Annotated in this window: 27 protein-coding genes; 12 read left to right on the plus strand and 15 right to left on the minus strand. The window is 68.4% G+C overall.

Annotated elements, in window-relative coordinates:
• Nucleotides 1-22 precede the first annotated feature (22 nt).
• A complete protein-coding gene (panE, locus tag DIE23_RS00300; RefSeq protein ID WP_124610272.1) occupies nucleotides 23-961 on the plus strand; it encodes a 2-dehydropantoate 2-reductase in 939 nt (312 codons plus the stop codon).
• Between the two features lie 422 nt (nucleotides 962-1,383).
• Here panE and DIE23_RS00305 read toward each other — a convergent pair whose 3' ends face one another.
• The 6 genes from DIE23_RS00305 to DIE23_RS00330 all read right to left on the minus strand — a co-directional run bounded on the left by DIE23_RS00305 (nucleotide 1,384) and on the right by DIE23_RS00330 (nucleotide 6,765).
• Nucleotides 1,384-1,968, minus strand: coding sequence for an NTP transferase domain-containing protein (locus DIE23_RS00305; protein ID WP_124610468.1), 585 nt, complete (start codon nucleotides 1,966-1,968; stop codon nucleotides 1,384-1,386).
• Nucleotides 1,969-2,327: 359 nt separating this feature from the next.
• Nucleotides 2,328-2,723 (minus strand): type II toxin-antitoxin system VapC family toxin, encoded by a 396-nt coding sequence (locus tag DIE23_RS00310; RefSeq protein ID WP_124610469.1) that lies wholly within the window; start codon nucleotides 2,721-2,723, stop codon nucleotides 2,328-2,330.
• Nucleotides 2,720-2,959 (minus strand): type II toxin-antitoxin system Phd/YefM family antitoxin, encoded by a 240-nt coding sequence (locus tag DIE23_RS00315; RefSeq protein ID WP_010089452.1) that lies wholly within the window; start codon nucleotides 2,957-2,959, stop codon nucleotides 2,720-2,722. Before DIE23_RS00315 ends, DIE23_RS00310 begins: the two co-directional genes overlap by 4 nt.
• Nucleotides 2,960-3,079: 120 nt before the next feature.
• The gene (locus tag DIE23_RS00320; protein ID WP_124610273.1) at nucleotides 3,080-3,763 is read right to left on the minus strand and encodes a Fe2+-dependent dioxygenase; all 684 of its coding nucleotides are present in this window, start codon (nucleotides 3,761-3,763) and stop codon (nucleotides 3,080-3,082) included.
• A complete protein-coding gene (locus DIE23_RS00325) occupies nucleotides 3,760-4,515 on the minus strand; it encodes a tetratricopeptide repeat protein (RefSeq protein WP_124610274.1) in 756 nt (251 codons plus the stop codon). The genes DIE23_RS00320 and DIE23_RS00325 overlap by 4 nt, the downstream gene beginning before the upstream one ends.
• A gap of 3 nt (nucleotides 4,516-4,518) precedes the next feature.
• Nucleotides 4,519-6,765, minus strand: a complete 2,247-nt coding sequence (locus DIE23_RS00330; RefSeq protein ID WP_124610275.1) for a TonB-dependent siderophore receptor — start codon at nucleotides 6,763-6,765, stop codon at nucleotides 4,519-4,521.
• 321 nt (nucleotides 6,766-7,086) lie between these two features.
• Between DIE23_RS00330 and DIE23_RS00335 the strand changes: the two genes are divergently transcribed.
• Nucleotides 7,087-7,326 carry a FitA-like ribbon-helix-helix domain-containing protein gene (locus DIE23_RS00335; protein WP_124610470.1) on the plus strand — a complete coding sequence of 80 codons (240 nt, stop codon included), beginning with the start codon at nucleotides 7,087-7,089 and terminating at the stop codon, nucleotides 7,324-7,326.
• The gene (locus tag DIE23_RS00340; protein ID WP_124610276.1) at nucleotides 7,323-7,742 is read left to right on the plus strand and encodes a type II toxin-antitoxin system VapC family toxin; all 420 of its coding nucleotides are present in this window, start codon (nucleotides 7,323-7,325) and stop codon (nucleotides 7,740-7,742) included. The genes DIE23_RS00335 and DIE23_RS00340 overlap by 4 nt, the downstream gene beginning before the upstream one ends.
• Nucleotides 7,743-7,877: 135 nt before the next feature.
• Here DIE23_RS00340 and DIE23_RS00345 read toward each other — a convergent pair whose 3' ends face one another.
• The gene (locus tag DIE23_RS00345) at nucleotides 7,878-9,173 is read right to left on the minus strand and encodes an aspartate carbamoyltransferase (protein ID WP_124610277.1); all 1,296 of its coding nucleotides are present in this window, start codon (nucleotides 9,171-9,173) and stop codon (nucleotides 7,878-7,880) included.
• Between the two features lie 221 nt (nucleotides 9,174-9,394).
• Between DIE23_RS00345 and DIE23_RS00350 the strand changes: the two genes are divergently transcribed.
• Nucleotides 9,395-9,529: an entericidin A/B family lipoprotein gene (locus tag DIE23_RS00350; RefSeq protein WP_059449563.1), complete on the plus strand. Its 135-nt coding sequence runs from the start codon at nucleotides 9,395-9,397 to the stop codon at nucleotides 9,527-9,529.
• A gap of 98 nt (nucleotides 9,530-9,627) precedes the next feature.
• Here the strand turns inward: DIE23_RS00350 and DIE23_RS00355 are convergent, their stop codons facing one another.
• From DIE23_RS00355 to DIE23_RS00365, 3 genes are all read right to left on the minus strand, one after another.
• Nucleotides 9,628-10,176, minus strand: a complete 549-nt coding sequence (locus tag DIE23_RS00355; RefSeq protein ID WP_124610278.1) for a permease — start codon at nucleotides 10,174-10,176, stop codon at nucleotides 9,628-9,630.
• Between the two features lie 125 nt (nucleotides 10,177-10,301).
• Nucleotides 10,302-11,261, minus strand: coding sequence for a DMT family transporter (locus DIE23_RS00360; protein WP_124610279.1), 960 nt, complete (start codon nucleotides 11,259-11,261; stop codon nucleotides 10,302-10,304).
• Between the two features lie 194 nt (nucleotides 11,262-11,455).
• Complete coding sequence (locus DIE23_RS00365) at nucleotides 11,456-12,250, minus strand: AraC family transcriptional regulator (protein WP_124610280.1); 795 nt, start codon at nucleotides 12,248-12,250, stop codon at nucleotides 11,456-11,458.
• A 170-nt stretch (nucleotides 12,251-12,420) separates the two neighbouring features.
• On the opposite strand from DIE23_RS00365, the gene DIE23_RS00370 reads away from it, so the two are divergent.
• On the plus strand, nucleotides 12,421-13,254 hold the full coding sequence (locus tag DIE23_RS00370; protein WP_124610281.1) for a MoaF C-terminal domain-containing protein: 834 nt from the start codon (nucleotides 12,421-12,423) through the stop codon (nucleotides 13,252-13,254).
• Nucleotides 13,251-14,069, plus strand: a complete 819-nt coding sequence (locus DIE23_RS00375) for an SDR family oxidoreductase (protein WP_124610282.1) — start codon at nucleotides 13,251-13,253, stop codon at nucleotides 14,067-14,069. Before DIE23_RS00370 ends, DIE23_RS00375 begins: the two co-directional genes overlap by 4 nt.
• Nucleotides 14,070-14,157: 88 nt before the next feature.
• On the opposite strand, the gene DIE23_RS00380 is transcribed toward DIE23_RS00375, so the two are convergent.
• Nucleotides 14,158-14,835, minus strand: coding sequence for a dihydrodipicolinate reductase C-terminal domain-containing protein (locus tag DIE23_RS00380; RefSeq protein ID WP_124610471.1), 678 nt, complete (start codon nucleotides 14,833-14,835; stop codon nucleotides 14,158-14,160).
• 322 nt (nucleotides 14,836-15,157) lie between these two features.
• Here DIE23_RS00380 and DIE23_RS00385 point away from each other — a divergent pair, with 322 nt between their 5' ends.
• On the plus strand, nucleotides 15,158-15,871 hold the full coding sequence (locus tag DIE23_RS00385; RefSeq protein WP_124610283.1) for an SDR family NAD(P)-dependent oxidoreductase: 714 nt from the start codon (nucleotides 15,158-15,160) through the stop codon (nucleotides 15,869-15,871).
• A gap of 28 nt (nucleotides 15,872-15,899) precedes the next feature.
• Here DIE23_RS00385 and DIE23_RS00390 read toward each other — a convergent pair whose 3' ends face one another.
• Nucleotides 15,900-16,310 carry a RidA family protein gene (locus tag DIE23_RS00390; protein WP_124610284.1) on the minus strand — a complete coding sequence of 137 codons (411 nt, stop codon included), beginning with the start codon at nucleotides 16,308-16,310 and terminating at the stop codon, nucleotides 15,900-15,902.
• Between the two features lie 104 nt (nucleotides 16,311-16,414).
• Between DIE23_RS00390 and DIE23_RS00395 the strand changes: the two genes are divergently transcribed.
• Complete coding sequence (locus tag DIE23_RS00395; protein ID WP_409364215.1) at nucleotides 16,415-16,624, plus strand: oxidoreductase-like domain-containing protein; 210 nt, start codon at nucleotides 16,415-16,417, stop codon at nucleotides 16,622-16,624.
• A gap of 86 nt (nucleotides 16,625-16,710) precedes the next feature.
• Here DIE23_RS00395 and DIE23_RS00400 read toward each other — a convergent pair whose 3' ends face one another.
• Nucleotides 16,711-18,171: an MFS transporter gene (locus DIE23_RS00400; RefSeq protein ID WP_124610285.1), complete on the minus strand. Its 1,461-nt coding sequence runs from the start codon at nucleotides 18,169-18,171 to the stop codon at nucleotides 16,711-16,713.
• Nucleotides 18,172-18,332: 161 nt separating this feature from the next.
• Here DIE23_RS00400 and DIE23_RS00405 point away from each other — a divergent pair, with 161 nt between their 5' ends.
• Both DIE23_RS00405 and DIE23_RS00410 read left to right on the plus strand, forming a co-directional pair.
• The gene (locus DIE23_RS00405) at nucleotides 18,333-19,205 is read left to right on the plus strand and encodes a LysR family transcriptional regulator (RefSeq protein ID WP_124610286.1); all 873 of its coding nucleotides are present in this window, start codon (nucleotides 18,333-18,335) and stop codon (nucleotides 19,203-19,205) included.
• Between the two features lie 344 nt (nucleotides 19,206-19,549).
• Nucleotides 19,550-19,870, plus strand: a complete 321-nt coding sequence (locus DIE23_RS00410) for a hypothetical protein (protein WP_124610287.1) — start codon at nucleotides 19,550-19,552, stop codon at nucleotides 19,868-19,870.
• 42 nt (nucleotides 19,871-19,912) lie between these two features.
• Here the strand turns inward: DIE23_RS00410 and DIE23_RS00415 are convergent, their stop codons facing one another.
• Nucleotides 19,913-20,812 carry a LysR family transcriptional regulator gene (locus DIE23_RS00415; RefSeq protein WP_124610288.1) on the minus strand — a complete coding sequence of 300 codons (900 nt, stop codon included), beginning with the start codon at nucleotides 20,810-20,812 and terminating at the stop codon, nucleotides 19,913-19,915.
• Nucleotides 20,813-20,911: 99 nt separating this feature from the next.
• Here DIE23_RS00415 and DIE23_RS00420 point away from each other — a divergent pair, with 99 nt between their 5' ends.
• Nucleotides 20,912-21,892: an NAD-dependent epimerase/dehydratase family protein gene (locus DIE23_RS00420; protein WP_124610289.1), complete on the plus strand. Its 981-nt coding sequence runs from the start codon at nucleotides 20,912-20,914 to the stop codon at nucleotides 21,890-21,892.
• A 233-nt stretch (nucleotides 21,893-22,125) separates the two neighbouring features.
• Here DIE23_RS00420 and DIE23_RS00425 read toward each other — a convergent pair whose 3' ends face one another.
• Nucleotides 22,126-22,917: an SDR family NAD(P)-dependent oxidoreductase gene (locus DIE23_RS00425; RefSeq protein ID WP_124610290.1), complete on the minus strand. Its 792-nt coding sequence runs from the start codon at nucleotides 22,915-22,917 to the stop codon at nucleotides 22,126-22,128.
• 421 nt (nucleotides 22,918-23,338) lie between these two features.
• Between DIE23_RS00425 and DIE23_RS00430 the strand changes: the two genes are divergently transcribed.
• Nucleotides 23,339-24,217 (plus strand): neutral zinc metallopeptidase, encoded by an 879-nt coding sequence (locus tag DIE23_RS00430; RefSeq protein WP_124610291.1) that lies wholly within the window; start codon nucleotides 23,339-23,341, stop codon nucleotides 24,215-24,217.
• The last annotated feature ends 11 nt before the right edge of the window (nucleotides 24,218-24,228 follow it).

A 24,228-nucleotide genomic window follows, 5' to 3' on the forward strand; every position in this document is an offset into this window, starting at 1 on the left:
ACGAACCTGAAAGGAGGCAACGATGCGAATTCTGGTGGTGGGGGCCGGCGCGGTCGGCGGATACTTCGGCGGCCGGCTCGCGGCGGCGGGGCGCGACGTGACGTTCCTGGTGCGCGACGGCCGCGCGGCCGCGCTCGCGCGCGACGGGCTCCTGATCCGCAGCCCGCGCGGCGACCTGACGCTCGCGAACGTGCAGACGCTGCGCGCGAGCGATACGGCCGCGCCGTTCGACCTCGTGCTGCTGAGCTGCAAGGCCTACAGCCTCGACGATGCGATCGCGTCGTTCGCGCCATTCGTCGGGCCGTCGACGCTGATCCTGCCGATGCTCAACGGGATGCGCCATCTCGACGTGCTGCGCGACCGGTTCGGTGCCGCGCAGGTGCTGGGCGGCCTGTGCGTGATCGCGGCGACGCTCGATCGCGAGCAGCGGATCGTGCACCTGAACGACACGCACGGGCTGTCGTTCGGCGAACTCGCCGGCGGCGAATCGGCACGCGTGCGCGCGGTGGCCGACGTGCTCGGCGGCGCGGGCTTCGATGCGACGCTCAGCGACGACATCGCCGCGCGGATGTGGGACAAGTGGGTGTTCCTCGCGACGCTCGCGGCGAGCACGTCGCTGTTTCGCGGTTCGATCGGCGAGATTCTTGCCGCGCCGGACGGCCGACGCCTGCTCGAGACGATGCTCGACGAGTGCAGCGCGATCGCCGCCCACAACGGTTACCGGCCCGAGCCCGCCGCGGTCGAGCGGATGCGGCGGATGGTGCTGACGCCGTCGCCGCTGACCGCGTCGATGCTGCGCGACGTCGAGAACCGCGCACGGGTCGAAGCCGATCACGTGATCGGCGACCTGCTCGCGCGCCGCGACCCGCAGGCGGCGGATGCGCTGTCGCTGTTGCGGATCGCGTACAACCACCTGAAGACGTACGAGGTGCGTGTGGCGCGGGAAGGCGCGGCGGTGTAGGGGCAGCAGCGTCCGGCGCGTGGTTTCGTGAACCGTTCGGAGCGCGCGCGGGAAAATCCGACGTGTACCGATGCACGGCTAGACGGGATCCTTGCTCGGTGGCCCGTTGGGTTGCTGCGGATTGTCGTGAGGATGCCCCGGCGGCGGAGGCGACAGTGGATCGTCTTCCGGATCGCGGTTCGGGTCGGCCGGGGGCTCGGGCATCGGGGTCGTGTGGTCCATGGGGAACTCGCGCAATGCGTGACGGCGGTGGCGCGGCGGGCGCGCCTCGTCTCCGTTATAGGCAATCGGGCGGGGGTTTGCAGCGGGATTCTCGCGGCGGCACGCGGATTGCCGGCGGCATGCAAGCCTCTGCACGGATCGCGCCCGATCGCGCGACGGCACGCATCCGCGATGCGCGATGCGGCCGGCGCGCTCCGATGTCAGCGTAGATCGGCGGGCGTATCGACGTCGCGCAGGATGCCGGGATCGTTGACGTCGAGCAGGTTCACCGGTGCGCTGGCGAACAGCGCGCGGGCGCCGGCATCGCCGTCGAGCGCGGCGAGCGCATCGAAGTGGTGCGCGGCGAAGCCGACCGGATGGCCGCGCATGCCGCGATGCATGGGGGCGACGATCGATGCGTCTTCGGCATCGAGGGCGCGTGTGACCGCTTCGTAGGTGGACGCCGCGATCCACGGCATGTCGCCGAGCGCGACCAGCCAGCCGGTCGCTTCCGGCGTGGTGCGGACACCGGCTGCAAGGCTGGCACCCATGCCGCGCGTCGCGTCGGGCGCATAGACGACCTGACAGCCGGCTTCGTTCAGCAGAATCGCGAGTTTTTCGGCGCCGGGGCGTACGACGGCGATCACGTCGGCCGTGGCCGCCGCGAGATGACGGGCGGCCGCGACTGCGACCGGCGTGCCGTCGGGAAGCAGCGCGAGCAGCTTGCTGTGCAGACCGCTTGGGTCGAAGCGTTGACCGAGACCGCCGGCGAGCAGGACGCCGGTGGCGAGTGACGCATAGGACATCGGCGCGGGGGGAGGGAGGCAGGTGGCCCGATTGTGCGGGAGCGGGCATGGATCGGCAAGTGCGGATGTTACCGACGCGTGCTCGCTACCGTCGGAAAGAATGTCGGCGAACGGGTTCGTTGAGCATGGTTTTCTCGACAGGGCCGGAGATGGCGTGCGATTCACTCGGCATCCCGGGTCAATCTCGGCCGCCGAGCGGCCAATGCCACGATTCCGGCGGGTAATTCGTCACGCTGATGCCGATGAGTGTCGTGTCGCCGGTGTGGCTCGTCGAAGGTGATTTGATTAGATGAATCGCCGGTATGCGAGTCGCCGGGCGGAAGCATTGCATCGGCTTCGCCTGCCCGGCGGCATGCGGCTTACCAGAGCGTCCTGACATGCTCGTATGCGCGAATCTTTTCGTCGCGGGTGACGAGCGGCGCACCGAGGCGCCGTGCGGTGGCGACGATCATGCGGTCGGCCGGATCCTTGTGGAACGTGCCGGGCAGCGCGGTGGACTTCGCGGCGATGTCGGCATCGACGGGCACGAAGCGCATGCCGTCGATCTGCGCAACCGTCGCTAGCCACGCATCGACGTCCATCGTCAGCGCGAGGCGCTCGTTGCGCACCAGCATCGCGATTTCCCATGCCGAGATCGCGGAAGCAGCGAGCGTCCCTTCGCCGCGCGCGCGATCGATCGCGCCGCGAGCCTTCTTGCTGAGCGAAGGATCGCCCGCCACCCACCACACCAATGCATGCGTATCCAGCACGATCACCGTGACGCCTCCCAATCATCTTCCGCAATCGGATCGAGAGGATTGTCGTAGCGCATGACCGAGCCGCGCAATATGTCCAACGGCTGAGCCTCGCGTGCGCGGTACGGCCGAATCTCGAGCGTCGGCTTGCCGTGATCGGTGACGATGAGGCTTTCGCCCGAAGCCTCGACGAGCCGGAAGTATTCGAGTGCGCGAGCCTTGAATTCGGATTTCGATACGGGAGCGTGCGGCATCATGATATGAGCATGGTCATTTGACGATGGTCATTTTAGACGCGCGTGGCGATCCGATGCAAGCGACGGGGCGCCGCCCTCGGCCGATGTTGTTCCGCACGGGTGAGGCGTTATCGGTTCACCCTACGCATCCGCCCACTTCCTCAACAGGTTGTGATAAATCCCCGTCAGTGAAATGACCATCGGATCCTTCGCGCCTTTTTCCGCCGACAACGCCTGAATCTGCGTATCGAGCTGAAACAGCAGCGTGCGGTCGCCGTCGTCGCGCACCATGCTCTGGATCCAGAAGAACGACGCGACGCGCTCCCCGCGCGTGACGGGCGTCACCCGATGCAGGCTCGACGCCGGATACAGCACGAGATCGCCGGCCGGCAGCTTCGCGCGATGCGAGCCGTACGTATCATCCACGCACAGCTCGCCGCCGTCGTACGCATCCGGTTCCTCGAGAAACAGCGTCGCCGACAGGTCGCTGCGCACGCGAAAATCCGTGCCGCGCAGCAGCCGGATCGCGTTGTCGACATGCGTGCCGAACGTCTCGCCGCCTTCGTAGCGATTGAACAGAGGCGGGAACACCTTCAACGGCAGCGCCGCCGAAAAGAACAGCGCATGTCGGGCCAGCGCATCCTGGATCGCATCGCCGACCGCACGCGCGACCGGCGAGCCTTCCGGCAACTGCCGGTTGCGTTTCGCGAGCGCCGACTGCGCGCCGGACGTCGCGTTGCCGTCGACCCAGTCGGCGGCATCGAGCATCTCGCGGCATTGCGCGACCTGCGCCTTGGTCAACACGCCGGGGATATGAAGCATCATGATTCGAATTCCATGCCGTGAGACGGCAACCGCATCGCCGCCGCGCGCAACGCGGCGAGTGGCGACGACGCGAGATACGCGCGCATCTTCGCGACGAACGCGGGGGTAGCGGTGGCCGGCACGCGCGCGAGCCAGGCGAGTGCATCGTCGATGCGCCCGCGCTCCGCGAGCAGCCGCGCATAGTTGAACTGGCCGCGAAAATCGCCGGCCTCGGCGGCGCGGCGATAGTGGTCGAACGCGGCGTCGGCATCGACGTCCACGACCCAGCCGTCCTCGTAGAAGCCGCCGATCAGGTTGATCGACTTCGCATGGCCGAGCGCGGCGGCGCGGCGAAACCAGTCGAGCGCGGCGGCGCGATCCTCGTCGACGCCGTTGCCGAGCGCGAGCGCCGTCGCGTAGTTGTACATGCCCCAGTCGAGCCCTGCCTGCGCGGCGAGCCGGTACCAGTACACGGCCACCGGCGCGCACGCGGCCGTGCCCCAACCGAACTCGTAGCAGCGGCCGAGCATGTTCATCGCCATCGGGTGACCGGCCCGCGCCGCATGCCGGAACCAGCCGAATGCGGCAGCCGGATCGCGCGCGACGCCGTGCCCGTCGAGCAGGTACTGGCCGTAGACGGCCTGCGCGTCGACGATCCCGTTATCGGCGGCCGCCGCGACCCATGCGGCGGCACGCTCGGGCGGCCCGGCCAGGATGTCGGCGAACGCGCGCGGCGACACCGACGCGAGCGCCTTCAGCGAGACGGTCTCCATCGATCAGTAGCGCGCGTTCAGCGTGACGAACGCCGAGCGGCCCGGCGCGATCGACGCGTAGTGCGCCGGATACGCCTGATCGAAGTACGTGCGGTTGAACAGGTTGTTCACGTTCAGCTGCAGGTCGAGCTTCTTGTTGATCCGGTATTGCGCCATCGCGTCGAAGCGCCAGTACGACGGCACCGCGCGCAGGTTCGCGGGATCGCCGAACACTTCCGACATGTAGAACGCGCCGCCGCCGACGGTGAATTTCGGCGTGACGTCGTAGTTCGACCACATCGTCAGGCTGTGCTTCGGCGTGTTCGGGAAGCGGTTGCCGTTGTTCGCGCTGTCCTTGCCGTTGTCGCGCAGCGCGCTCTTCATGTACGTATAGCCGCCGAATACCTGCCACTGCTTCGTGATCTGCCCGGCGACACCGAGCTCGAGACCCTGCACGCGCTTGTTGCCGACCATCGCGTACTGGTTGTTCGGCAGCGTCACGCGCGCATTCGTCGTGTCGATCTGGAACAGTGCGGCGGTCAGCGACAGCTTGTCGTGCAGCACGTTCCACTTCGTGCCGAGCTCGATGCTGCGGTTCTTCTCGGGCGCCATCTGATCGGCGTTCGGGCCGACGCCGCCGCGGCCGGGCTTCAGCGCGCTGCCCGATTCGTCGCCTTCGCCGAGCAGCATGCCGGCCGGCGTCGACGACGTCGCGTACGACGCATAGATGCTGCCGTTCTGCGCAGGCTTGAACACGGCGCCGAGCTGCCAGTTGAAGAGTGTGTCGTCGCGCGTGTAGGTCTTGCCGCCGTTGGCCCTGGTGTCGGTGAAGCGGGTCGAGTAATCGTCGACGCGCACGCCGGCGTTGATCTGCCAGCGCGGCGTGAGCTCGATCGTGTCGAAGCCGTAGATCGACTTGGTCGTGGTGCGCGCATGCGCATAGTCGTTGTTGCGTGTGACGGAACCGGCCCACGGATCGTTCGGGTTCGGCGACCACAGGCTCGTGCAGTTGTAGCCGGACGGCGCGCCGATGCCTTTCTGACAGATCGTGCCCTTGTCGGTCGCGACCGTGTACGAATCGCGCTTGCCCCACTCGCGCGAGAGCTCGATGCCGGTCGTGAAGCTGTGCTTGAACGGGCCGGTGCGGAATTCGCCGAACAGCTCGGTCAGGTTCGCGAGGCTGTTGATCGAGCTGTTGCGGTTGTTGTTGCGGCGCCAGACCTTGCCGTTGACCACGTTGCCCTGGCTGTCGTCGGGCTGCGTCCAGATGTAGTCCTGCGTCGATTCCGTGTAGCGCGTGGTGTTGCGCACCGTCAGGCCCGGCGTGATGTCGTGCTCGATCCTGATCGTGCTGATGTCCGACGTGGTCTTGCGGAAGTCGCGGTCGATCAGCCCGTAGAAGTTGTGGCGGTCGACGGGCGCCGGATAAATCGTGTCGACGTTCGCGGGCTTGTTCGACGTCGTGTAGAAGTACGGAATGCCGCCGTCGGGCATGTCGTCGGTCGACAGGTGGTAGTAGCTCGCGGTCACGCGCGTCGGCGTGCCGAGGCCGAACGCGATCGACGGCGCGACGCCCCAGCGCTCGTTGTTGACGGCGTCGCGGCCGGCGACGTCATTGTTGTGGCTCATCAGGTTCAGGCGGAACGCCGCGTGATCGGCGAACTGCCAGTTGCCGTCGGCGGTGAAGCGGCGATAGCGGTCGGTGCCGAAACCTGCGCTCGCGGCGGCCGTCGTGCCGAGGTGCGGCGCCTTCGTGATCAGGTTGATGCTGCCGCCCGCGCCGCCGCGGCCGCCGTATGCGCCGTCGGAGCCCTTGGTGATCTCGACGCGCTCGGTGTTGAAGATCTCGCGCGTGGTCGCGCCCGTGTCGCGCATCCCGTCGACGAACATGCTGCCCTGCGTGTCGTAGCCGCGGATGAACGGACGATCGCCAAGCGGGTTGCCGCCTTCGCCGGCACCGAAGGTGATGCCGGGCACCGTGCGCAGCGCTTCGGTCAGCGTTGCCGCACCGCTGTTCCGGATCAGCTCCTGCGGGATCACGGTCACCGACTTCGGCGTGTCGACGAGCGGCGCGGTGAATTTCATGGATGCGGAAAAGTCCGCCTTGTAGCTGTGCTCGGTCTTGCCCTGGACCTCGATCGGCGCGAGGTGGCCTTCGTTGCTGACCGGGGCGGGCGGCGGCGTGCCGTCGGCGAACGCAGGGCTCGCGGCGAGCACGCTGCACAGGGTGGTGAATTTGCCGAGCTTCTGCTCTTCAGGACGGGACTTCATGGTGCGCTTCGACCTCGCAGTGTGGCCCCGGGAACGACGCGCTACGGAAATGTGCATGCCGCCGGGAATTATTACGATTTGTTTTCAAGCGGCATTCTATGTAATTTATTTTTAAATGAGAAGCGTTCTTGTTCGCGTTTGTGAGGGGATTGTTGACGAATGTTACGGAGGCTTTACGGGCTGGCGGGGCGGGGAGGATGGCCGACTGGCCGAGTGTGAAGGCCTTGCCGAGCGAGCTACAGTGGTTGTGTCTTCATTCGTCCGGAGTGACAGCAAGGTGATAGCATGCATGCATTGAAAGCAATTGTGGTGGGGTGCATCATGCCTGTGATTACCGTTCGAAATTTGCCCGACGAGGTACATCGCGCGCTTCGAATCCGTGCGGCGCAGCATGGCCGCAGTACCGAAGCAGAGGTGCGCGATATCCTCGAGCAGGCCGTTCGGCCCGGCGGGCGGCCCAAGCTGGGAACGCTGCTGGCTGAAATCGGGCGCGAAGCGGGAGGCATCGATTTCGAGGTTCCGCGCGACAGATCGCCGACCGATCCGATGAGCTTCGAATGATTCTGGTCGATACCAATGTCATTTCCGAGCCGCTGCGACGCGAGCCGAGTGTGGCCGTGATCGATTGGCTCGACGCGCAGAACGTCGAGACGCTGTTTCTTGCCGCGATCAGTCTCGCGGAAATGCGCTTCGGCGTGGCAGCCTTGCCGGAAGGGCGACGGCGGGACTGGCTGCACCAAAGCATCGAGCAGCGTGTCGTGCCGCTGTTTCGCGGCCGAATCCTGCCGTTCGACGATGCGGCCAGTAAAGCGTATGCGAGCCTTCGCGCGAAGGCGCGTGCCGCGGGCAACGCGATGGCACCTGCCGATGGGCTTATCGCTGCAACCGCCGCAGCGAACGGCTTGATCGTGGCCACGCGCGACGTCGCGCCGTTCGAATCGGCGGGCCTGCGCGTGATCGATCCGTGGGCTCGCTGACGCGGGCTGTCCGCCCTCGCGTTACCCGCGCCGAAAATGAAAACGCGCCGTGCAAGGCGGCGCGTTGTGCGTTAAGTCCGTGCGTGCCCCCTGAACTGAAGTAGTCGAGGGCGGCCGCGCGATACCGGATGTGGGTCAATCGATCCCGTGAAACACCGCATCCTCCGGCCCGAGGTACGCCGGCGGGCGCCACGTCGCGTCGCGCATCGAGTGCTGGACGAGATTCTCGACGCCGAGCAGCACCGCGAAGATCGCCATCCGCACCGGAATGCCGTTGTCGGTCTGCCGGAAGATCGCGAGGCGCGGATCGCGGTTCAGGTCGACCGACAGGTCGTTCGCGCCGGGCCGGCTGTCGCGCGGCAGCGGGTGCATGATCAGCGTGTCGGGCTTGCAGAAGGAGTCGACGAGCGCCTGGTTGATCTGGAAATCCGGCGTGTAGCCCTCGAACGACTCATCGGTGAAGCGCTCCTTCTGGATTCGCGTCGCATAGACGACGTCCGCGCCGCGCAGCCCGGCCGCGAGGTCGTTCGTCTGCTCGATCACGTGGCCGTTGGTCGCGATCTGGTCGATGATGTACGCCGGCATTTCGAGCGTCGGCGGCGACACGAGCGTGAACTTCAGCCCGCGGTACAGCGCCAGCAGCTTGACGAGCGAGTGCACGGTGCGGCCATATTTCAGATCGCCGACGAGCGCGATATGCGCGCCGTCGACGATCTTGCCGAGCCGCGAGAACTCGCGCTGGATCGTATAGAGATCGAGCAGTGCCTGGCTCGGGTGTTCGCCCGGGCCGTCGCCGCCGTTGATCACCGGCAGGTTGGTCGCGCGCGCGAATTCGGCAACCGAGCCTTTCTCCGGGTGGCGGATCACGAGTGCGTCGACGTAGCCGGCCATCACGCGGCTCGTGTCGTAGATCGATTCGCCCTTGGCCATCGACGAGAACGTGAAGCCGGTCGTGTCGCACACCGAGCCGCCGAGCCGGCAGAAGGCCGCGCCGAACGACACGCGCGTGCGCGTGCTGGCCTCGAAGAACAGGTTGCCGAGCACCGCGCCTTCAAGCACGCGCGAGATCTTGTGGCGGCGTGCGATCGGCTGCATGACGTCGGCGACGCGGAACAACGCCTCGACCGAGTCGCGCGAGAACTGGTCCACCGAGATCAGCTGTGGCTTGCCTTCGAACAGGAATTGCTTCGCGAGCCCCTGTTTGTCTACGCTTTGCGTATAGTCCCCGCCATCCGGTGCCGCGCGGTCGACGATTTCCGACACGAAGCGTTCGACGATCTCGGGCATTCCGCGCGATTCCTGCGAGTCGTCGGGCAACAGCCATGTATCCAGTGCACGGCGGCTTACGCCGATGCGGCTCGCGAACGCTTCGCGGGTCATGTTGAGGCGGCGCATCGCGTCGCGCAGGAAGGCTTGCTGGGGAACGGTCATCGGCGGCACCTGATGAAAAATATACGCGGTGCGTATATTAGTTCGCGTGCCGACGAAGTCAAGGGAAATCTGTGCGACCGGCCGAGTGATGCGCGGGACGGCACTGGCACACGGCGGCCGTCTCCGTATAATCAGGTCAGGCCCCGTGTCCTGCGCACCGCAGGGCACCACGCCGCATACGATTCGCCCGGTCGGGCTTGCTGACTCGAAGGAGAATGAGAATGACGCGTACGATTGCTGCAGTGCTGCTGGTGGTGACCGCCGCGCTCGCCGGTTGCAATACCGTTGCAGGCATGGGGCAGGACATTTCGAAGGGTGGTCAGGCAATCAGCGATACGGCTGAGAAGGCCAAATAAGCTGCCGGGTTCCGGAATGCAGAAGGCGCCGGGCCGTCCCGCGATTGCGGGGTGGCCCGGCGCCTTTTTCATGGTGTGTGGTGAAGGCGGGCGCTTCGTCAGGTGCTTTCCACGAACGCATAACGGCCTTCGACCTTGCGCGGCGTGAACCAGCCGAAGTCGGGGAACAGCCGGTTGCGGACGAACCAGACGTAGCCGACCAGGATGACCGTCACCCCGAGGGTCGGCAGCGCGGCCGACGGGTCGCGGCCGAGATCGGCGATGGTCTTCGGTACTTGCAGCAGCGACAGAACGATGAACGCGTGATACGCGCCGACGCGATGGGTCGCGAAGCCCCAGATGAACAGCAGCGACAGCGGTACCGTCAGTGCGAGGAACAGCAGCGCGGCGCCTTCGCTGAGTGTGTCCGCCAAGATGAGATAGGCGAGTGCGAGGCTGATCACCAACTGCGCGATGCCGAGCCCGATCAGGACCCACGTATGCACCTTGTTCTTCCTGCACAGCTCGGGATCGGGGCGCGACGCGATCAGGCGCGCGAGCACGCGATCCTTGAGGCCCTGTCCGGCCAGCTCGGCGAGCACATCGGCTTTCCTCGCGCCCGCGGACAGCAGCGCCGCGATTCTTGTTTTGGCTTCCTTCTTGTTCATGGCGTTGCGAATTGTTGTTCGGTGGTTGTCAAATGGCCCGGCCACGCGAATATTGCATCTTGGGCTGTGGGACGCAACGATTTTGCCGTGTGCGGACACATTCCTACAGTCGTCGCTCACGCGGATCAATCGGTAGCGGCCGACGTGGATGCCGCCGGCCGCGCCGGCGACCTCGACCGTGCATCCGTTTCGCGTGCCGGCGGTTCACGCCGCCGCATCGCACCCACCAGCATCCCCGCGACGACGAGCGCGATGCCGAGGAGTCGCGTGCCGCCCAGCGTCTCGCCGAACAGCGCGACCGCGAACAGCACGGCCGAGACCGGCGCGACCGCCGTGAACAGCGCGGCTTCGGTGCCGCTCGTGCGCGCCGAACCCGCATACCAGCACAGATAGCCGAGCACGGTCGGCACCAATGCGTAGTACGCGATCGCCGACACCGCGCCGACGTTCCAGCCAGTCGCCAGCGCGTGCCATTCGAACGCGGCCGGCACCAGCGCGAGCACGAAGCCGAGGCCCGACATCGCCGTCGACAGCGCGAGCGGTGGCAACGGCGCCGACAGCCGCCGGTTGAGCAGGATGAACACGGCCTCGCAAGCGACGGCCGCCAGCACCAGCGCGTCGCCGGCGAGTGTCCGGAGCGACGGCATGGCCTGGCCGGGCGCGAACGTGACGAACAGCACACCGGCGGTGGCAAGCGCGGCCGCGCCCCAGTCGCGCGGCGTCTGCCGCTCGCGCAGCACGATCGCCGCGATCAGCGTCGACATCGCCGGCAGCGTGCCGAGCATCACGCCCGCGTCGATGGGCGACGACAGCTTCGTGCCGCTGATCAGCAGCACCGTATAGCCGACACCGCCCGCCGCAGCCTGGACGACCAGCAGCACGGCGTCGCGTGCGGAGACGCGCGGCCATCGCATCCGCTGCGCCCGCATCAGCGCGAACAGCAGCGGGGTTGCGATCAGGAAGCGCAGCGCGGTGGCCGCGAACGGCGGCAGGCCACCGGCCGCGAGGCGGCTCGCGATGACGGTGCTGCCGACGCCTGCCATTGCGGCGGCGAGATAGAGATAGCCGATCAGTCGTGTTTTCATGCGCCGCATCATCGCGTGCGGCGGCGCGGGCGTCTTGAACGAAATTGCAGCGGCGCCGGTGAGCGGAGCGGCACTGCGTCCGGTGTCTCCGGATGACCGATAGCGCCGCCATCAAGCGCCATCGTCGTTGCTGAACGGCAGCGATCGACGATATCGCGCGACCGGCGGCGGCCGTGCCGGGACCGCGAAGCCCGTCAGCCGGTTTGCGTGAATCGTCCCGGCGTGATCCCGAACTGGCGTGCGAACGCGCGTGTCAGGTGGCTCTGGTCGGCAAAACCGGCTTCGGCCGCGGCATCCGCGATCGGCCGGCCGCTCGCGAGCAGTGCCCGCGCCAGCCGCGTGCGCGACTGCACCAGATACGCGTGCGGCGTGATGCCGAGTTCGCGCGAAAACCCGCGCAGCAGCTGGAAGCGGCTCACGCCGCTCAGGCCGGCGAGCTCGGCCAGCGAGACAGGTGCGGCGGGAGCCGCATCGAGCCGCTCGCGGGCCACGCGGATCGCCGGCGCGACGCCGGCGGCCGGCAGCACGCGGTTCGAATGCCGCGCAAGCAGCCCGGCGACCAGCGTCACGAGCGCCTCGTCGCGGGCGAGCGGCAATGTATCTCCCGCGACGATTCGTGCATGCAACCGGCCGAACGCGGCCGCGAGCCGCGCGTCGCGCACGGCCGGATGCGCGAGCTCGACGCCGCCGAGGCCTTCTTCCGCCGCGACGCCCGCGACCAGCGCGGGTGCGAGATACAGCATCCGCCAGCGCCGGCCCGTGCCCGTCTCGATCGGCATGCCGTCGTGCATCTCGCCCGGATTGACCATGATCGCGTCGCCGGCCAGCGCGTCGACCTGCCCGCGGCCGCTCCAGGACCGGTGCGCGCCGCTGACGATCACGCCGACCCCGAACTCGTCGTGCGCATGCCGCGGAAACGTGCGGTCGGACTCGAGGCTGATCGCCTCGATGCCTTCATCGGTCCGTCGGTAATGGGTGACACGGTGCATGAGCGCTCCTCGCGCCAGCAGCGGCGCGGATCACGTGCACTTTAGCGCGTTCCGGCGCCGCGCGCCCTTCATCCTTTTGGCCGATACCGCGTGACGCGCGCAGCCCGCACCATGTGCACATGAGCAGCGTATACGGCCCGCCGGGCCTGAAGCTGCGCGGGAGACGGCAGGTGGAACGACAGGATCCGGTATTCATCCAGGTTGGCGCGCTCGCGGACGGCTTCGCGGCGGACGCGAACATCCTCGCGCCCGTGAACGCGCTCGTCGGGCGGTCGCTGGCCCTCGGCGACGCATCGGGCGCATGGCGCGTCTATGCATTCGAGGCGGGTGCGCTGCAACGGCGCGACGCGGCGACCGACACGGGTGGCCGTGCGCCGTGCCGCGTCACGCGGCTGCGCGACGACCTGTACTTCGTCGACTACATCGACCCGGTGGCGCGCGCGACGTCGGTCAGCCTCGTGATCGACGTCGGCAACGGCGTGTGGACGTCGGTGATCGGCACGCTGCCGACCGAAGCCGACACGCACGTCGACGCATTCACGCGGGTCGCGCGCGGGCTGCCGCTGACGGGCGTCGACGCGACGTTCCGGCACGGCACGCTCGGCGGCCATGCGCGGCCGGGCCCGCTGCACGGGCCCACGCGCGAACTGATCGGCAAGCGGACGATGTATCGCTACAGCCCGACCGAATGCTACGAGCACATCTACCTGAACGAGAACTTCTACGCGTGGCAGTGCCTGCAGGGCGTCGAAGGCGGGCTGGCGGACGTGGATCGCTGCCATTACTTCAGGATTGCAGAGCAACTGTATCTGTTCGTGTGGCGCGAGAAGGTGGTGCCGACGCTCGGCGTCGTGCTGATCGATCTCGCGCAACGCAAGACGGACGGCAAGATCTTCGGTTATCAGGGCGGCGATTTCGGCACGCTGTCGAACTTCCCGATCGGCGCGCATGCGCAGGTGCTGAACGAGACCGTGCATCCGCTCGGCGGCGAGGCGCGGCGATGAACGCCGTGCTCGGCAGCGGCCGCCTGCGTGCGGATTTCGGCGGACGCGTCGTGCTGGTCACGGGCGCCGCGCAGGGAATCGGCGCGGCGATTGCCCGCCGTTTCGCGGAATCCGATGCGTTCGTCGCGCTCGCCGATCTCAACGGCGATGCGGCCGCCGCGCAGGCGGACGCGCTCGCCAGCGCGGGCGGCGATGCGCGTGCGTATCGCGTCGACGCCGCGAGCCGCGACGAACTCGGCGCGCTCGTCGCGGCGGTCGAGCGCGACGGCGGCCGGCTCGACGTCGTCGTTCACAACGCCGCATATTTTCCATTGACCCCGTTTGCGCAGATCGACGAACCGACACTCGAGCGCACGTTGTCGGTCAACCTGTCGGCGCTTTTCTGGCTTGCGCAGGCTGCGTTGCCGGCATTCGAGCGCGCGGGAGCCGGGCGGCTGCTCGTGACGTCGTCGGTGACGGGGCCGCGCGTCGTCTATCCGGGGCTCGCGCACTACGCGGCGTCGAAGGCTGGCGTGAACGGCTTCATCCGCGCGGCGGCGCTCGAACTCGCGCGCCGCAACGTGACGGTCAACGGCGTCGAGCCGGGGATGATCCGCACGCCGGCGGCCGGCAATCTCGGCAATCTCGGCGATGCGTCGGTCGTCGCGCAGATCGCGCGCGACATCCCGCTCGCGCGGATGGGCGAGCCGGAGGACATCGCGAACGCGATGCTGTTTCTCGCGTCGGCCGATGCGGCGTACATCACCGGGCAGACGATCGTCGTCGATGGCGGCGCGACGTTGCCGGAGAGCGGGGCCGTGCTGGGCGACGGCTAACGGCTAACGGGTGCGTTGACGATTGCGCGGTGGCGGCCGCCGGGTGTGCCGGCAGAGGCGCCGTCGGCCGACCCGCGCACGCTTGTGCCTACAGCCAGCCGTTGTGGATGAACTCCACGATCGAGTATCGGCGAGGTTCGAGTTCGTGCTGCCGGACGGCCTCGACGATCCGCGACACGCCATCCGCGTAAGGCGACGCGCCGTACACGCGCGATTCGAACTGCAGGCTGCATGCGCCATCCTCGATTCGGATCCGGTGGAACGCATGGCGGCCAAGTTGATCGTCGGGGATCTGCAATGCGTCGCGCTGCTCGTCGGGGTTTCGCACGGAGCGGATGTCCTGCGCGGGCACGCCGAGCGACTGACCGATGCCGACCGCGGTGCCCGGCACGGACGTCTTGCTGGCCTGGTGGGACTCCGTCACGCTGATGCGGCAGTCGCGAAACAGATGGCCGCTGGTTTCCAGCATGCTCATGAATTTGAGCATCAGTATGTTCGTATTCGGACAGAGCACGACCGGGAAGTCGTGCGATCCGGTTTCGAGGTCGGAGCCGGTGGACAGCTCGACGAGCGGCGAGCGCGTGGCGCGGCAGAATTCGATCGCGGCAGGCAGCTCGCGGCCGGATCCGGCGTGAACGACGATCGAACGCGTTTCGGTGCGTGCGCGGTCCGACCAGGTCATCACGCGACAGGTTGCCGGGTCGAGCTGGTGCGAGTCGAGCAGTTCGGTTGCCAGCTTGCCGGTGCCAACGACGAGTACTTGCATGGGATAGACGGGGTGAAGTTCGGGTTTCATGACGGGAACGGCGCAGGCTGCTCAAGACGCCGATGCGATCGCGGCGCACCGCGCGGCGTATCGCGATCGCGCATTATGCCCGGCTGCCGGCCGGCATGCGCGGTGCGCGCGGTCATGGCCGCGGCGGGGGCAGCTGGCCGGCTTCGTCGGCGGCCACGCGTTCGTCGCCGCGCGCGCGGAAGCGTGAACGGCGCTACGCTGTCGAAACGCCGGCCGGGTACGTCCGTGTCGCGGCCGGCATCGCCCCGAACCACGTATCATCCAATCCCCCTCGACCCTGGAGAGCACATCGATGGAACACGACCTGAAAGGCAAGGCAGTCGCGATCACCGGCGGATTCGGCCATCTCGGCGTCGCCACGGCCGCCTGGCTCGGCCAGCGCGGCGCGCGCGTCGCGCTGATCGGCCGCGGCGCGGCGCCGGACGCGCAGGCATTGCCCGGCGTGCCGGCCGATGCGCTGCGCATCGGCGGCATCGATCTCGTCGATCCGCAGGCGGCTGCGCGCGCGCTTGAAGCCGTGAATCGCGAATTCGGCCGGGTCGACGCGCTGCTGAACATCGCGGGCGCGTTCGTGTGGCAGACGATCGCCGACGGCGACGCGGCCACGTGGGACCGCATGTACGAACTGAACGTGAAGACGGCGCTGAATGCGTCGAAGGCCGCGCTGCCGTACCTGGTGGCGAGCCCGGCGGGCCGCATCGTCAACATCGGCGCGGGCGCGGCGTTCAAGGCCGGCGCGGGGATGGGCGCGTATGCGGCCGCGAAGGCCGGTGTCGCGCGGCTCACCGAGGCGCTGGCGGCGGAACTGCTCGATCGCGGCGTGACCGTGAACGCACTGTTGCCGAGCATCATCGACACGCCGCCGAACCGTGCGGACATGCCGGACGCGGATTTCTCGCGCTGGGTCCGGCCGGAACAGATCGCGGCGACGATCGGGTTCCTGCTGTCGGCCGATGCGCAGGCGATCACCGGCGCATCGATTCCGGTGAGCGGCCGCGTGGCGTAGGGGGCGGCTGTCGCACGCGAGTGCGGCGTCAGGGCATGCGAAATCGCGCACGCGGAATTTCCGCGATCGCCGCGATTTCGATCAGCAGATCGGGGCGGTACAGACGTTCGACCTGGACGGTCGTCGTCACGGGATAGGGTTCCGCGAAGAACGCCTTGCGGATGTCGCTGGCCTGCATGAACGCGTTGATGTCGGTCGCGTAGTGAACCAGCGAGATCACGTCCTGCAGCTGCCCGCCCAGCGCGGCGAGCACGTCGCGAATGTTGCCGAGCGTTTGCCGAACCTGCGCGCGCATGTCGTCGGCACCGACGACGTGACCGTCCCGGTCGAGTGCGACCTGTCCCTTCAGATGAACGATCCGGCCGTCGCCCTGGACCACGGCCATCGAGAAGGCGCCGAACGGCGCCCAGACTTCCGGCGGATTCACTGCTTCGGCCATGATGCGGCTCCTGTTGGTCGGCGGTAGATGCCGATGCATGGCTCCGTGGACACCCGTGCCTGCATGGCGCTGCCCCTCACCGTATACTGTTCATCCGACATCGTGTGACTGAAGCCGTGACCAAGCCTGCCGCCGTGGATACGCCGGACGACGATCCGCGTCCGACCCCGCCCGTACAACCCGAACTGGAAGACTGCTGCAACAGCGGCTGTTCGCCGTGCGTGTTCGACCTGTACGACGAAGCACTGGCGCGCTATCGCGTCGAACTGGCCGAATGGGAAGCGCGGCACGCGCAACAGAAGCATCACCGGTGAAGTGAGCCCGATGCCGATGCCGGCAAGCGGCCGCGCACGCACCGTTCCGGTTTCGCCGCCGGCGACGTGTTCCCGGCCCGGTGTCGTCACGCGCCGGCCCGCGCCCGCCGATGCATCGGCCCCAGCGCGGCCGACAACGCAACGCACATGAGCAGCACGGCCGTCAGCGCCCACATCGCCGCCCTGAACCGCTGCACGTAGTCGACCGCGCCAGGGTGCGCGCCGAGCCGCGCGAAGAACAGCCCGCCGAGCGTCGCCGCGCCAACGGCTGCGCCGATCTGCAGCATCGCGGTGACCATGCCGGATGCGACCCCGGCGCGCGCCGCGTCGACTTCGGCGAGCACGATCCGCACGACCGACGGCAGCACGAGGCCTTGCCCGATGCCGATCGACGCGATGCCCGCATAAAAGCCCGGGCCGGGCGCGTGTTCGCCGGCCATTGCGGCGGCGGTCGCGACGCCGGCCGCGAGCATCGCGAAGCCGAGCGTGAGCACGCGATAGCCGCCGAACCGGGCGACGAGGCGCGGCATCAGCAGCGGGCTCGCGAGGAAGCCGATGCCGAGCGGCAGGATCGCCAGCCCCGATGCGAGCGGCGACCAGTTCAGGCAGCCCTGCAGATAGATCCCATAGCTCAGGAAGAACGCGCTCAGCATGTAGAACAGGAACGCGAGCATGAGCCCGAGCGCGACGACCGGGTTGCGCAGCAGGCGCACGTCGAGCAGCGGATCGCGGCCGCCGGTGAGCCGGCGCGCTTCGACCGCCAGCAGCGCGCCGAGCATCGGCAGCGCGCCGGCGGCGCACGCGACCATCCACAGCGGCCAACCCGCGTCGCGTCCGTGCGTGAGCGGATAGACGAGCATCAGCAGGAACAGCGACAGCAGCACCGTGCCGGGAACGTCGATGCGCAGGCCGCGCGGCGGCCGGCTTTCCGGGATGAAGCGCCAGCTGCCGAGCAGCGCGAGGATGCCGATCGGCACATTGACCAGGAAGATCGCGCGCCAGCCGAGCCCGAACGGATGCAGGCTGATCAGCGCGCCGCCGCCGAGCTGGCCGATCACGGCCGCGAGGCCGAACACGAAACCGTAGAAGCCCATCACGCGCACCTGCTCCTGCGGGCTGAATACGCCGCGGATCGTCGCGAGCACCTGCGGCGCGAGGATCGCGGCGAACAGGCCCTGCAGCACGCGGCCGCCGACCAGTACCGCGCCGCTGCCGGCGAGCCCGCACAGCGTCGATGCGACGACGAAGCCGGCCATCCCGATCATGAACATCCGCTTGCGGCCGTACAGGTCGCCCAGACGCCCGCCGGTGATCTGCACGACCGCGTTCGCGCACGCATAGGCCGACACGACGAGCTGCAGCTCGGCAGGCCGTGCGCCGATGCCGTCGCGAATGGCCGGTAGCGCGAGATTCACGATGAAGTAGTCGAGCGGCGGCAGAATGGCACCGACCAGCAGGACCACGAGCGCCCAGCCGTGATGGCTGCGCGACGGTGCCGCGGCGGCCGCGCCGGCCGGCGCGCAGGGGGCAAGGGTGTTGTCGGTCATGAACGGAGGTCCGAAGCAATGAGGGCCGTAACGCATGCTGAATCCCGTCGAAACGGGCTTCAGGCCGGCCGTTGAACCGATATTCTGCGGACCGTCGATGATTCGGAAAAGCGGGAATTGGTGGTAGCATCCATCGGGTTATTCGATGGATGGAGAGGGCGATGCGCGGTTTCGACCTGGATCAATTACGCACGTTCGCGGTGGTGGCGGATGCGGGCAGCCTTACGGCAGCCGCGCCGCTGCTGCATCTGTCACAGTCGACGGTCAGCGAGCAGGTGCGCAAGCTCGAATCGCGCGCCGGCGTGCCGCTGTTCGTGCGCAGCAAGCGCGGCGTCGAGCCGACGCCGGCCGGCGCGCGACTGCTGCAGCATGCACGGCGCATCGTCGCGCTGAACGAGGCCGCGTTCGACGACGTGCGCGGACAGGCGATCAAGGGCGAGTTGCGCGTCGCGATCACCGACTACTACCGGACGCATGAAGTCGCGGGCCTGCTCGCGCGGTTGCGGGAGTGCTACCCGCAACTGAGCCTGCACGTGAGTGCGATGAAGAGCGCGGAGATCGAAGCTGCCCATGCGCGCGGGCAGATCGATCTCGGCGTCGTGATGAACCTGTCGAGCGGCCCGTTCCGGCCTGCATCGGCCGATACGCGCTGGGTGCTGCGGCGCGAGCCGCTGTCGTGGGTCGCGTCGCCCGCGCTCGCCGAGCAGTTGCCCGAGCCGCTGCCGCTCGTGCTGCTGCCGGACGACTGCATGATGCATCAGATCGCGGTGCGCTCGCTCGCCGAGCAGCACGCGCCGTACGTGCTGGTGCACAGCGCGTCGGGCGTCGCGGGGCTGCAGTCGATGCTGGCGGCGGGGCTCGGCGTCGGCTGCCTGTGCGCATCGGCGATCGGCGAGGGCCTCGTGCGGCTCGGCGCGAAATACCGGCTGCCGGCGCTGCCCGACGCGGTGTTCTCGCTGACGCCGCCGATGCCTGGCGAACGCAAGACGGTCACGCAGGCGCGCGAGGTGCTGTCGCGGCAGTTGCTGATGTGAAGCAGGCATGCGCGCGAGCGCAGAGGCACGTATTCGACGGGAGTCGGTACCGATGAAAATATCGAGAGATTTCGGGATTGTCGTTCGACGCGCGGCGCTGGTCGAGAAAGCGATCGACCTGTCTGCCGTCATGCGCGAATTCAATTTCGCCGACTGCTTCGACGAGTCGGACCGCTTGGTGTCGCTCGGCCCGTTCTTCGGCGGCGACGCTGCCGATGCGTGCATGAGGTCGCTCGAACGGCTCGGGCTGTCTATTTCGACGATTTCTTCATCGTCGAGGAAGCGTATCCCGGTTGGTGCGAGGTGGAAGCTTTCTGAACGTTGCGTAGCAGGGGGCGATACGCATGAACGACGAACTGAAAGGCGAGATGGCCGCGCGGCTGCAGCACGCGCTCGAGCGGGTGGTCGACGAGCGCTCGCTGATCCATTTCCTGCGCGTGCTCGGTCATGACTGGCACAAGGAGCGCCAGCTCGAGGCCGACGTGCCGCCGGCGCCGTACGCGGCCGCCGCGCTCGGCTGGGAAAACCGCTCGATCGGCGAGTACCTGGAGGCGATGGTCGACTGGGCCGAAGCGTCCGAGGAAGGGCTGCGCTGCTACGACCTGCCCGACAACCCGTGGCGGCGCATGGCGGACATCCTCTTCGCCGGCAAGATCTACGAATAGCGCGCTTCGCGGCGATTCGCACGCGCGGCGGGGGCGAACGGCCTAGTCGGCCGTCCCTTCGGCATACGCACGCAGCCCGTTCGCCAGCGCATCGAACACGGCCCGGCAACGCGGGCTCGTCCGCAGATCCTCGTGCATGACCACCCAGGTTTCCAGTTTCATCGCGGGCCCGTCCGGCAGTACGCGCACGAGCCGCGCGTCGCGTTGCGCGAGCCGGTTCTGGCAGAAGCCGATCCCGTAGCCCGCGCGAATCATCGCGAGTTGTGCAAGATTGCTGTCGGTGCGCAGCGCGAAGGTATCGCGCTTCCACAACGGCAGGCCGCGCCCGGCCGCGCGAATGAACGGCGTCACCGTATCGAAACCGATCAGCGTGTGATGCGCGAGTTCGTCCATCGTCGACGGCGTGCCGTTGCGTGCGAGGTAGTCGTCGCGCGCATGCAGCCCGACGTCGATGTCGCCGACGCGCCGCGCGACGAGCGCTTCCTGCGCGGGCGGCGCCATCCGCACGGCGATATCGGCTTCGCGATTCAGGACGTCCTGGATGCGGTCGGTCGGCACCAGTTCGATCACGAGCCCCGGATGATCGCGCCGCAACTGCGCGAGCATCGGCGGCAGGACCTCGACCGCGATCACGTCGCTGGCCGAGATCCGCACGGTGCCGCGCACGCCCGCGCCGTGGCTCGCGGCCGCGCGTTCGAACGCGGCCGCCGCGCTGCGCAGCGCTTCGGCATGGCCGCGCAGCGCAAGGGCCGCCTCGGTCGGCAGCAGCCCCGACGGCGAGCGCGTGAACAGCGTCTGGCCGAACGCGGCTTCGAGCGCGGCGACGTGGCGGCCTGCCGTCGGCTGCGTGATGCCGAGCGCGCGCGCCGCGCCCGACAGCGAGCCTTCCGTCAGCACGGCGAGGAAGGTGCGGTAACGTTCCCAGTTCAGATCGATAGTCATACATAAATGTATAGCTGATGGATCGGGTTCGGCAATTCCTTGTTAGGCGGCCTCGCGCCAGAATGCGTGCTGACAACGGTTCATTCACGGAGAACGGCAATGACGGCGAACGCAGGCGGAACGCAACGACAGGCACTCGTGCTCGGCGCGAGCGGAGGCATCGGCGGCGAGGTCGCGCGTCAGTTGCGCGCTGCCGGCTGGCAGGTACGCGCGCTCAAGCGCGGGCTCGACGCCGAGACGGTGGAGCGCGACGGGATCGCGTGGATGCGCGGCGACGCGCTCGACCGCGAGGCGGTGGTTCGCGCGGCGCGCGGCTGCGGCGTGATCGTGCATGCGGTGAACCCGCCCGGGTACCGGAACTGGTCGACGCAGGTGCTGCCGATGCTCGACAACACGATCGCGGCGGCGACGGTGGCGCAGGCGACCGTCGTGCTGCCGGGGACGGTCTACAACTACGGACCCGACGCGTTTCCGGTGTTGCGCGAAGAGGCACCGCAGCATCCGGTGACGCGCAAGGGCACGATCCGCGTCGAGATGGAGCGGCGGTTGCAGGCCGCGACCGCGCAGGGCGTCCGGACGATCATCGTGCGGGCCGGCGATTTCTTCGGGGCGCACGCGGGCAACAACTGGTTCGGGCAGGGGCTCGTCAAGGCCGGGCGACCCGTCGCGGCCATCAGCGTGCCGGGCCGGCCGGGCGTCGGCCATCAGTGGGCGTACCTGCCGGACGTCGCGCGCACGATGGTCGAGCTGGTCGAGCGACGCGACACGCTGGAGCCGTTCGCGCGCTTCCACTTCGGCGGGCACTGGGACGACGACGGCACGCAGATGGCGCAGGCCGTGCGCCGCGTCGCGCAACGGCACGGGATGCGGCCGACGGTGCGGCGATTCCCGTGGTGGCTCGTGTGGGTCGCGGCGCCGTTCGTCACGACGATGCGCGAGATGCTCGAGATGCGCTATCTGTGGCGCGAGCCGCTCCGGATGGATAACGCGCGGGTGACGGCGGTGCTCGGCCGCGAGCCGGCGACGCCGCTCGATACGGCGGTGGAGGAGGCGCTGACGGGGCTGGGCTGCCTGCGATGACGGCGAGCGGCGCAGGCGGGTAACGGGCCCACGTGCGGGTCATGTCCTTTATTGTCTGCGCACGCGCCGCCTTCCATCACGCCTCGACCGGCAATACCTCGACCGCATACCGCCGGGCGAGGGGACGGGCGATCGCGCCCGAGGGCAAGCGCGGCTGCCCGTGACGATGCGCACGCGGGCGGCGCGTCCCCGTGCATCGACGATGGATCGTGCGGGCGGCGTATCCCCGTGCATCAAAGCTTGTCGAACGCGAGCGTGGGCACATCGACGACCATCGCGCCGCCGTCGGCGACGAGCGTCGCGCCGGTCACGAACGACGCGTCGGGCGAGGCCAGGAATGCGCACACGGCCGCGATCTCGTCCGGATCGGCCGCGCGCCGCAGCGGGACGTCGGCGCTCACGCGCGCATACGCGCCGTCGAGCGTGTCGCCGTACGCGGACATCAGCGGCTCCATTTCCGCATCGGCCATTGGCGTGCGGACCCAGCCCGGGCATACCGCGTTCGCACGCACGCCGTGCGGCCCGTAGTCACGGGCAAGCGAACGCGCGAGCCCGAGCAGCGCATGCTTGCCGACCGTATAGCCGCATACGCCGGGTCCGGCCGCGAGCGCGGCGATCGACGCGACCAGCACGATGCTGCCGCGCTGCGCGATCAGGTCGGGCACGCACGCGCGTGCGCTGACGAACGCCGTGTCGAGGTTCGCATGCATCGCATCGCGCCACTGTGCGTCGTCGGTTTCGTCCGCGCGGCCGAGACCGCGGCCGCCCGCGCACGCGACGAGCGCATCGACGGGGCCGAACCGCTCGGCGATCTCCGGCAGGAAGCGGGCCCAGTCGGTCGTGCTCGCGGCGTCGCCGGCGAGCGCGAGGCCGCCCGTCTCGGCGGCGAGTGCGTCGAGCGGCGCCCGGCGCCGGCCGATCAGCGCGATGCGGTCGCCGCGGGCGGCGAAGCGGCGCGCGCACGCAGCGCCGATGCCGGTGCCTGCGCCGGTGATCGCGATCGTACGGGGTTGCGGGTGCGTCATGTCGTTCTCCGGAAGGGTGTCGTCTCCGGTCACTTTAGGCGGCGCCGATGCACGCCGGTATCCGCCGAAAGGATGAACGCGAACCGGCCGGACGGTCGAGGTCGGCGCCCGGCGCCACCGGCACGGTCGCGGCCATTTTGCAAAGACTGACGATGTTCGGCGCCGAATCGCTCTATCCTCCGTATTTTTGAGATATGTCGCAAAAGCCCGGCAAAATAGCGCGGGCGAGCCCGCGCACCGGTGCGTGGCGCGCCGGCCGGCCGATTCCGTCGTGCAAGCGGAGCGGCAGGCAGCACGATCGGCGTGCGCGTGCGCCCGATACGGATGCATCGCGTCTGCCGATGGCGCATGTCGCGGTGGCTGATCGCCCGGTCGCGCATCGCGCGGCCGGACCATCGACAAGAACAGGGAGGGGCCGGCAATGAGGCTGGACGACGAAAGAGAAAGCGTGAACGTCGAGGATCGACGCGGTGGCGGCGGTTTCGGCGGCGGGCGCGCGACGATCGGCATCGGCACGATCGTGGTCGCGCTGGCCGCATCGTATTTCTTCGGGATCGACCCGCGCGTCGTGCTCGAAGGCGCGTCGGCGCTGCAGGGCCGGCAGCAGCAGGCGCAGCCCGCGCCCACGCAGCACCAGGGTGCGCCGGCGAATGACCCCGGCGCGGTGTTCACGCGCAAGGTGCTCGGCAATATCGAACGCACGTGGACGGGCGTCTTCAATACCCAGCTGCATGCGCAGTACGAGCCGCCGAAGCTCGTGATGTTCACGAACTCGACGCCGACCGCGTGCGGCACCGGCCAGACCGCGATGGGGCCGTTCTACTGTCCGGGCGACCGCAACGTGTACATCGATCTCGGCTTCTACGACGAACTGCGCAAGCGGTTCGGCGCGGGCGGCGATTTCGCGCAGGCCTACGTGATCGCGCACGAAGTCGGCCATCATGTGCAGAACCTGCTCGGCATTTCCGACAAGGTCGATGCCGCGCGCCGGCGTTCGAGCGAAGCGCGCTCGAACGCGCTGTCGGTGCGGATGGAACTGCAGGCCGACTGCTTCGCCGGTGTCTGGGCGAACAATGCGCAGCGCGCGAACCAGCGGCTGATGGAGCCCGGCGATTTCGAGCAGGGGTTGAAGGCGGCGGCCGCGATCGGCGACGACCGGCTGCAGCAGCAAGGCCAGGGCTACGTCGTGCCGGAGAGCTTCACGCACGGCACCAGCGAGCAGCGCGTGTACTGGCTGCGGCGCGGGCTGGAGTCGGGTGAAGTCAGCGTCTGCGATACGTTCGCCGCGAACGCGCACTGACACGGACCCTG

The sequence above is a fragment of the Burkholderia sp. Bp9143 genome, assembly GCF_003853645.1.
Taxonomy (GTDB): Bacteria; Pseudomonadota; Gammaproteobacteria; order Burkholderiales; family Burkholderiaceae; genus Burkholderia.

Coding starts and splice junctions, on each gene's coding strand:
- panE (WP_124610272.1), top strand. CDS start 23: ATGCGAATTCTGGTGGTGGGGGCCGGCGCGGTCGGCGGATACTTCGGC.
- DIE23_RS00305 (WP_124610468.1), bottom strand. CDS start 1,968: ATGTCCTATGCGTCACTCGCCACCGGCGTCCTGCTCGCCGGCGGTCTC.
- DIE23_RS00315 (WP_010089452.1), bottom strand. CDS start 2,959: ATGATGCCGCACGCTCCCGTATCGAAATCCGAATTCAAGGCTCGCGCA.
- DIE23_RS00320 (WP_124610273.1), bottom strand. CDS start 3,763: ATGATGCTTCATATCCCCGGCGTGTTGACCAAGGCGCAGGTCGCGCAA.
- DIE23_RS00325 (WP_124610274.1), bottom strand. CDS start 4,515: ATGGAGACCGTCTCGCTGAAGGCGCTCGCGTCGGTGTCGCCGCGCGCG.
- DIE23_RS00330 (WP_124610275.1), bottom strand. CDS start 6,765: ATGAAGTCCCGTCCTGAAGAGCAGAAGCTCGGCAAATTCACCACCCTG.
- DIE23_RS00335 (WP_124610470.1), top strand. CDS start 7,087: ATGCCTGTGATTACCGTTCGAAATTTGCCCGACGAGGTACATCGCGCG.
- DIE23_RS00340 (WP_124610276.1), top strand. CDS start 7,323: ATGATTCTGGTCGATACCAATGTCATTTCCGAGCCGCTGCGACGCGAG.
- DIE23_RS00345 (WP_124610277.1), bottom strand. CDS start 9,173: ATGACCGTTCCCCAGCAAGCCTTCCTGCGCGACGCGATGCGCCGCCTC.
- DIE23_RS00350 (WP_059449563.1), top strand. CDS start 9,395: ATGACGCGTACGATTGCTGCAGTGCTGCTGGTGGTGACCGCCGCGCTC.
- DIE23_RS00355 (WP_124610278.1), bottom strand. CDS start 10,176: ATGAACAAGAAGGAAGCCAAAACAAGAATCGCGGCGCTGCTGTCCGCG.
- DIE23_RS00360 (WP_124610279.1), bottom strand. CDS start 11,261: ATGAAAACACGACTGATCGGCTATCTCTATCTCGCCGCCGCAATGGCA.
- DIE23_RS00365 (WP_124610280.1), bottom strand. CDS start 12,250: ATGCACCGTGTCACCCATTACCGACGGACCGATGAAGGCATCGAGGCG.
- DIE23_RS00375 (WP_124610282.1), top strand. CDS start 13,251: ATGAACGCCGTGCTCGGCAGCGGCCGCCTGCGTGCGGATTTCGGCGGA.
- DIE23_RS00380 (WP_124610471.1), bottom strand. CDS start 14,835: ATGCAAGTACTCGTCGTTGGCACCGGCAAGCTGGCAACCGAACTGCTC.
- DIE23_RS00385 (WP_124610283.1), top strand. CDS start 15,158: ATGGAACACGACCTGAAAGGCAAGGCAGTCGCGATCACCGGCGGATTC.
- DIE23_RS00390 (WP_124610284.1), bottom strand. CDS start 16,310: ATGGCCGAAGCAGTGAATCCGCCGGAAGTCTGGGCGCCGTTCGGCGCC.
- DIE23_RS00400 (WP_124610285.1), bottom strand. CDS start 18,171: ATGACCGACAACACCCTTGCCCCCTGCGCGCCGGCCGGCGCGGCCGCC.
- DIE23_RS00405 (WP_124610286.1), top strand. CDS start 18,333: ATGCGCGGTTTCGACCTGGATCAATTACGCACGTTCGCGGTGGTGGCG.
- DIE23_RS00410 (WP_124610287.1), top strand. CDS start 19,550: ATGAACGACGAACTGAAAGGCGAGATGGCCGCGCGGCTGCAGCACGCG.
- DIE23_RS00415 (WP_124610288.1), bottom strand. CDS start 20,812: ATGACTATCGATCTGAACTGGGAACGTTACCGCACCTTCCTCGCCGTG.
- DIE23_RS00420 (WP_124610289.1), top strand. CDS start 20,912: ATGACGGCGAACGCAGGCGGAACGCAACGACAGGCACTCGTGCTCGGC.
- DIE23_RS00425 (WP_124610290.1), bottom strand. CDS start 22,917: ATGACGCACCCGCAACCCCGTACGATCGCGATCACCGGCGCAGGCACC.
- DIE23_RS00430 (WP_124610291.1), top strand. CDS start 23,339: ATGAGGCTGGACGACGAAAGAGAAAGCGTGAACGTCGAGGATCGACGC.